Below are 5,994 nucleotides of genomic sequence, written 5' to 3'. Positions count from 1 at the left end.
TGATCTCCGCCTATGTGCTCTGGCAAGGCTTTTCGCTCCTGCCCCGCACCATCCGCATCCTGATGGGCGCGACGCCCGACGACCTGGAATATGATCGGATCGTTGCTGCTGTCGCCGCTGTTTCCGGCGTCAAGAGTCTCCACCATGTTCACGTCTGGAGCCTCGACGAACACACGCGGTCGCTGGAGGCGCACATCGTCCCCGACACGGGATCGATGAAGGCGTTCGAAGAGATCAAGACCCGCATTCGCGCGATGCTGAAAAGCGACTTCGCGATCGCCCACGCCACGCTTGAACCTTGCACAGGCGTCGCCAGCAGCGACCCCGCATCGGTCAGGGCCCACGCCGGGAAAACCCACGATCACAGCCATTCTCATGGAGACGAGGCATGAGCAAAGGTCACGAACATGGCGCAGGGGCCAGCAGCCGACGGCTGACCTGGGCCCTGGTCCTGACGGGGACGTTTCTTGTCGCCGAAGTGGTGGGCGCGGTGGTGTTCAAGAGCCTCGCCCTGCTCTCGGACGCAGCGCATATGCTCACCGACGTCGCTGCGCTGGCCATCGCGCTTGCCGCCATCAAGATCGGGGAGCGGCCAGCCGACGATCTTCGCACATTCGGATACCGTCGCTTCGAGATCCTCGCCGCTGCCTTCAACGCGGTGCTGCTATTCCTCGTAGCGGGGTACGTCCTCTATGAAGGGGTGCTGCGTCTCCTGAACCCTGAGCCGGTGGGCTCTTTCGGGATGCTGGCGGTGGCGTCGCTCGGCCTTGTGGTGAACCTGATCTCCATGCGCCTGCTGGCGTCCGGCGCCGCGAAAAGCCTGAACATGAAAGGCGCCTATCTGGAGGTCTGGGCCGATATGCTGGGCTCCGTTGGCGTGATCGGGGGAGCCGTCCTGATCATGCTGATGGGCTGGACCTGGGTTGACCCTGTCGTGGCTATCGGGATCGGGCTGTGGGTCCTGCCGCGGACCTGGGTCCTGCTGAGAAACACGACGCATATCCTGCTTGAGGGCGTGCCCAAGGGACTGTCGCTTCCAGCCGTGCGAGCGACCATCGCCGGCGTGCCCGGGGTGGCCGAGGTTCACGACCTTCACCTGTGGGGAACCGGCAGCGACGATGTGAACGGGTCCGTCCACGTGTCGCTGACGGAGGGTCAGGTCTTTGAAACGGTGCGCCTGGGCGTTCTTGAACAGCTGAAGGCTGTCCATGGCATCGATCACGCCACAGTGCAGATCGAAGAAGGCGGGGCCAGGGATGCACGAGGAACGGGCGATGCCGAAAAAGGACATCGCTGATCGTCAGCGCAGGATCCTCATCGTGAGTTCTCTCCGGCGGCGCCAGGATGCGCGCTGCCGGGACGTCAGGCTTTCCCCACCGCCGCCGGCAGGGCCGATCCTGTCGCGGCCGCGCGGGTCCGCTGTTTGCACCGGTCGCGGAGAGCGTGAATTTCGACGTCCGTGCAGGCGCCATCGCAGTCGAGGGCGGGGTGGAAATCCTGCGAGATGCGCGCACCGAAGACAACGAGGAAGCGGTCCGATGAGTTCGTCCGATACTGATCATCAAGCCGGCGACGGCCATGACCATGCGAGTGAAAAGGCGGGGGCCGACGCCCATGCGCATGGCGGGGTGTTCGGGTCGAACACGGAGGTGATCTTCGCCCTGGCGAGCGGCGCGGCCCTGGCCCTGGGCTTCGGCCTCGAACAACTCGCGCCCGGCGTCCCGGTCTGGCTGGCCCTGGCTCTCTATGTGGTCGCCTATGGCTTCGGCGGCTTCTTCACGGTCCGTGAGGCTTTCGAAAACCTGCGCAACAAGCGCTTCGAGATCGACACGCTGATGCTTGTGGCCGCCGCCGGCGCGGCGGCGCTGGGAGCATGGGCGGAGGGCGCGCTGCTCCTCTTCCTGTTCAGCATCGGCCACGCACTTGAGAACTACGCCATGGGTCGCGCAAAACGCGCGATCGAGGCCCTGGCCGACCTCACGCCCCGCACGGCCCATGTACGCCGCGGCGACAAGGTTGTGGAAGTGCCGGTCGAGGCGGTCAATGTCGGCGACACGGTCGTCGTCCGGCCAAACGAGAGGCTGCCGGCGGACGGGTTCGTTGTGGTCGGGGCGACCAGCATCAATCAGGCCCCGGTCACCGGCGAAAGCATGCCGGTCGATAAGCAGCCGGTCCCCGACGCCGCTGCGGCCCGGGCGCGACCCGCCCAGATCGGCTCTGCCTCCATCGTCTTCGCCGGCACCATCAATGGAGCAGGCTCGATCGAAATCGAGACGACGCGCAAGTCCACCGACACGACCCTGGCCAAGGTCGTTCGCATGGTCAGCGAGGCGGAGACCCAGAAATCCCCGACCCAGCGGTTCACCGACCGCTTCGAACGCATCTTCGTTCCCCTGGTCCTCGGCCTCGCCTTCGTCCTGCTCTTCGCCTGGGTCGTGGTCGACGAGCCGTTCCGCGACAGCTTCTACCGGGCCATGGCGGTGCTGGTGGCGGCCAGCCCGTGCGCCTTGGCCATCGCCACGCCCAGCGCCGTCCTCTCCGGCGTTGCGCGGGCGGCCCGGGCGGGCGTCCTGATCAAGGGCGGCGCGCCGCTTGAGAACCTCGGCTCGCTCAACGCCATCGCCTTCGACAAGACCGGCACCCTGACGGAAGGGCGGCCCCGCATCACGGACATCGTGCCCTTGGGCGGCGCTAGCGAAACGGATGTGCTGATGACCGCCGTCGCCGTAGAACGGCTGAGCGACCATCCCCTGGCGGAAGCCATCGTGCGCGACGGCGTGGAGCGTCTCAAGGGCGCGGCGATCCCTGCGGCGTCGGAGTTGAAGAGCCTCACCGGGAAGGGGGTGACCGCTCAGCTCGAGCGCGCGACGATCCTCATAGGCAAGCCCGAGATGTTCGGCGTCGACGGCGTTGCTCCCCTCGGCAAGGAGGCGGAGGCGGCCGTGACGCGGCTCCGGCTGGAGGGCCGCACGTTGATGGTCGTGCGCCGGGGCGAACGCGATCTTGGCGTGATCGGCCTGCTGGACACGCCCAGAGCGGCGGCGCGCACCACGCTGGAGGCCCTGCGCGCCCTGGGCGTGTCGCGGATGATCATGATCTCCGGAGACCACCAGAAGGCGGCCCAGGCGATCGCCAGCCAGGTCGGCCTGTCCGAAGCCTGGGGCGACCTCATGCCTGAGGACAAGGTGGAGGCCATCAAACGACTGCGCGCCGAAGGCAAGATCGCCATGGTCGGGGACGGCGTGAACGACGCCCCCGCCATGGCTACGGCAACCGTGGGCATCGCCATGGGCGCGGCCGGTTCCGATGTCGCCCTGGAGACCGCCGACGTCGCCCTGATGTCCGACGATCTGGCGCAGTTGCCGTTCGCCGTGGGTCTGAGCCGCAGGACCCGCGGCATCATCCTGCAGAACCTCGTCGTCAGCCTTGGGGTGGTGGCCTTCCTCGTGCCCGCCACCATCTTCGGACTTGGCATCGGACCCGCCGTGGCGATGCACGAGGGCTCGACCCTTCTGGTCGTTTTCAATGCCCTCCGGCTCCTCGGCTACCGCGACCCGACCCGCCGCGCCGGCTCCCTGGACCGCGTGGCCGCCGCCGCAGATCCAGAGCCGAAGGGAAAAACGTCATGAAGCGGATCGGATGGCTTTCCGTCATCGCAATCTTCCTCGCGCTGTCCGCCTTCGCCTTTGGCATGGTGTCGGGACGGTCGCGGCCTGCGTCAGAGGCGGCGCCCCCCTCATCATCCGCCCGGGATGTCGCTGCTCATCCGCCCCAGGGCGCGACGCCGGGGGAGGCTCCCTCGACCCAGGCCTATCGGGACGCGAGCGACCGGATGCACCGGGGGATGGCCATCGCCTATACGGGCGACGCCGACGTTGATTTCCTTCGCGGCATGATCGCGCACCATGAAGGCGCCATAGCCATGGCCAAGATCGCCGTCGAGCACGGCGAGGCCCCGGACGTGCAAAGCCTCGCCCGCGAGATCATCGCCGCCCAGGAAGCCGAGATCATCCGGATGAGGATCTTGCTTGCGCGCCACGAGGACGCCGCGCAAACGGACGTCAGATCCTGACGCCCGTGGCCGGAAAACGGTGCAGGGCGGCCGCCGAGGACGCATGGTGCGACGATGTGGCCCCCGGCCCTGCACCTGCAAGTGCTTGAATGACAAGCGGTCCGGGGCAATATTGTTTGGGGTTGGCTCGGTCAGGCCGCGATGGAGTTGCGCTGATCGCGCGCGCTGCGCCTCGGAGCCCCGGCCCTGCAAGTTTCCGGACGCGTCGCCGCGTCGCCGCCGCCCTGGAATCCATGTCGCAATTCGATCCCCGCACTCGGCCAGCGCGCTTCGCGCCGCAACTCCTGACCGCCGCGGCGGCCATGACCGTGGCGCTGTTGGCGGGACGGGTCCAGCCGCCGGTGAAGGCCGAGGCCCAGGCCGCGGTCGCGCTGTCGCCCGCACAGGCAAGGATTCTCGAGGCCGAGGCCCTGGCGAGCGCGGGTGCGCCCGCCGGACTGACGATTCCGGAATCGGTTCCCGTGGAAATCCGCAAGGGTGAGACGTTCGAACAGGCGGTGCAGCGCACAGGGATCGGAGCGGGAGAAACGCGAACGCTGGTCGACGCCCTCGGGCGCGCGTTGGATGTCCGCGACCTCCGGCCCGGTCAACGTTTCGAGACGGCCATCTCGCGGCATCGCACCCCGCGCGGCGATCGTCATCTCATCGGTCTGACGCTGCGAACCGGCCCGGTGAGCCAACTGACAGTCTCGCGGACGTTCGACGGTGCGCTGCGCCTTCGGTCGCTCGACGAAACCGTCATGCAGGAGACACGGGTCGCCAAGGGCGAGGTCGAGGGATCCCTGGCGTCGTCCCTTCGCGCGACGGGCGCCAGTGCTCAGGTTTCTCGCGCCGTGGCGGAACTGATCGGGACCCCTGGTGGCGTGAAGGCCGGCGACCGCTTCGCCCTGGCGTTCGACCGGACGGTCACGGATGGCGGCCGCACGATCGATGCGGGCGAGCTGCTGTATGTCGCGATGAAGGGCCGGGCCCTCTATCGGTTCAAGCCGGTGGGCGCGCGCGAGGCGGGTTATTTCGACGCCGCCGGCGTGAATGTGCGGACCGATGTCATGCGCGCGCCGCTGGACAGGATGCGGGTCAGTTCCGCCTTCGGACCGCGGCGCCATCCGATCTCGGGCATCGGCAAGAGACATGAAGGCGCCGATCTCGCCGCTGGCATGGGAACGCCCGTGCGCGCCCCCGCCGACGGCGTCGTGGTCGAGGCCCGGCGCTGGGGTGGTTACGGCAACTGGGTTCGCATCCGGCATCCCAGCGGCCTGGAGTCGGGCTATGCGCACCTGTCCCGATTCGCGCCCGGACTGCGCGCGGGACAGAGAGTGAGCCAGGGCGAGGTCGTCGCCTACGTGGGCTCGACAGGCGCATCGACGGGGCCGCATCTGCACTACGAAGTCTGGAAACGGGGCCAGCGGGTGGACCCGGCAGGCGTCACGTCGAATCGTCGTCCCGGTCTGGCCGCCTCCGACCTCGCCGCCTTCCGCGTCGAAAAAGCCCGGATCGACCGCATCCTCGCCGCCGGCGGCGAGCGCCGTCCTGCCGCGACGCCCGGTCGCGCCGCCGCATGACCGCGGCCGCGCGCCAGACCGTTGGACCGGGCAGGCGAGGCGGCCGAAAGGGCGTAACATTCCGCGCGACGAGAGCGTATGGATGCGGGATGAACGTTCATCGCCGCCTGGTCCTCGCCGGCGCCGTCGTCCTGGCGGTTTTCGCGGTGCTGTTCGCCTCCGGTGCGGCGACCGCAAGGGAGACCGCCTCGGCCTGTGATCGGATCGGCGCGAGCGCGGAGGCGTCCGCTCCTGTCGCGCCGGCTCCGGAAGCCGCTGATCCGCATTGCCTCCGATCCTGCGTCATCCATTGCCAGACCCTCCCGCCGGCGGGGCCCGACCCTTTGATCCCCGCCAGACCGCGCGAGACGCGCTACGGCC

The 5,994-nt window shown here is 68.4% G+C and carries 5 protein-coding genes and 1 pseudogene; all 6 read left to right on the top strand.

Annotation, left to right across the window (positions count from 1 at the left end; genetic code table 11):
* A pseudogene (locus Q0C81_RS10595) lies at positions 1 to 392 on the top strand (hypothetical protein); the annotation flags it as partial.
* Positions 389 to 1,297: a cation diffusion facilitator family transporter gene (locus Q0C81_RS10590; RefSeq protein ID WP_291837314.1), complete on the top strand. Its 909-nt coding sequence runs from the start codon at positions 389 to 391 to the stop codon at positions 1,295 to 1,297. The pseudogene Q0C81_RS10595 and the gene Q0C81_RS10590, both read left to right, overlap by 4 nt.
* A 241-nt stretch (positions 1,298 to 1,538) precedes the next feature.
* Positions 1,539 to 3,629: a heavy metal translocating P-type ATPase gene (locus Q0C81_RS10585; protein WP_291837312.1), complete on the top strand. Its 2,091-nt coding sequence runs from the start codon at positions 1,539 to 1,541 to the stop codon at positions 3,627 to 3,629.
* Positions 3,626 to 4,072 carry a DUF305 domain-containing protein gene (locus Q0C81_RS10580; RefSeq protein ID WP_291837310.1) on the top strand — a complete coding sequence of 149 codons (447 nt, stop codon included), beginning with the start codon at positions 3,626 to 3,628 and terminating at the stop codon, positions 4,070 to 4,072. Before Q0C81_RS10585 ends, Q0C81_RS10580 begins: the two co-directional genes overlap by 4 nt.
* 233 nt (positions 4,073 to 4,305) lie before the next feature.
* Positions 4,306 to 5,634: a peptidoglycan DD-metalloendopeptidase family protein gene (locus Q0C81_RS10575; RefSeq protein WP_291837308.1), complete on the top strand. Its 1,329-nt coding sequence runs from the start codon at positions 4,306 to 4,308 to the stop codon at positions 5,632 to 5,634.
* A gap of 89 nt (positions 5,635 to 5,723) precedes the next feature.
* Positions 5,724 to 5,994: hypothetical protein (locus Q0C81_RS10570; protein ID WP_291837306.1), on the top strand; the 271-nt coding region annotated here is incomplete at its 3' end.

It is taken from the genome of Brevundimonas sp. (genome assembly GCF_023259385.1).
Classification (GTDB): Bacteria; Pseudomonadota; Alphaproteobacteria; order Caulobacterales; family Caulobacteraceae; genus Brevundimonas.
This window is presented reverse-complemented; position numbering and strand designations above follow the sequence as displayed.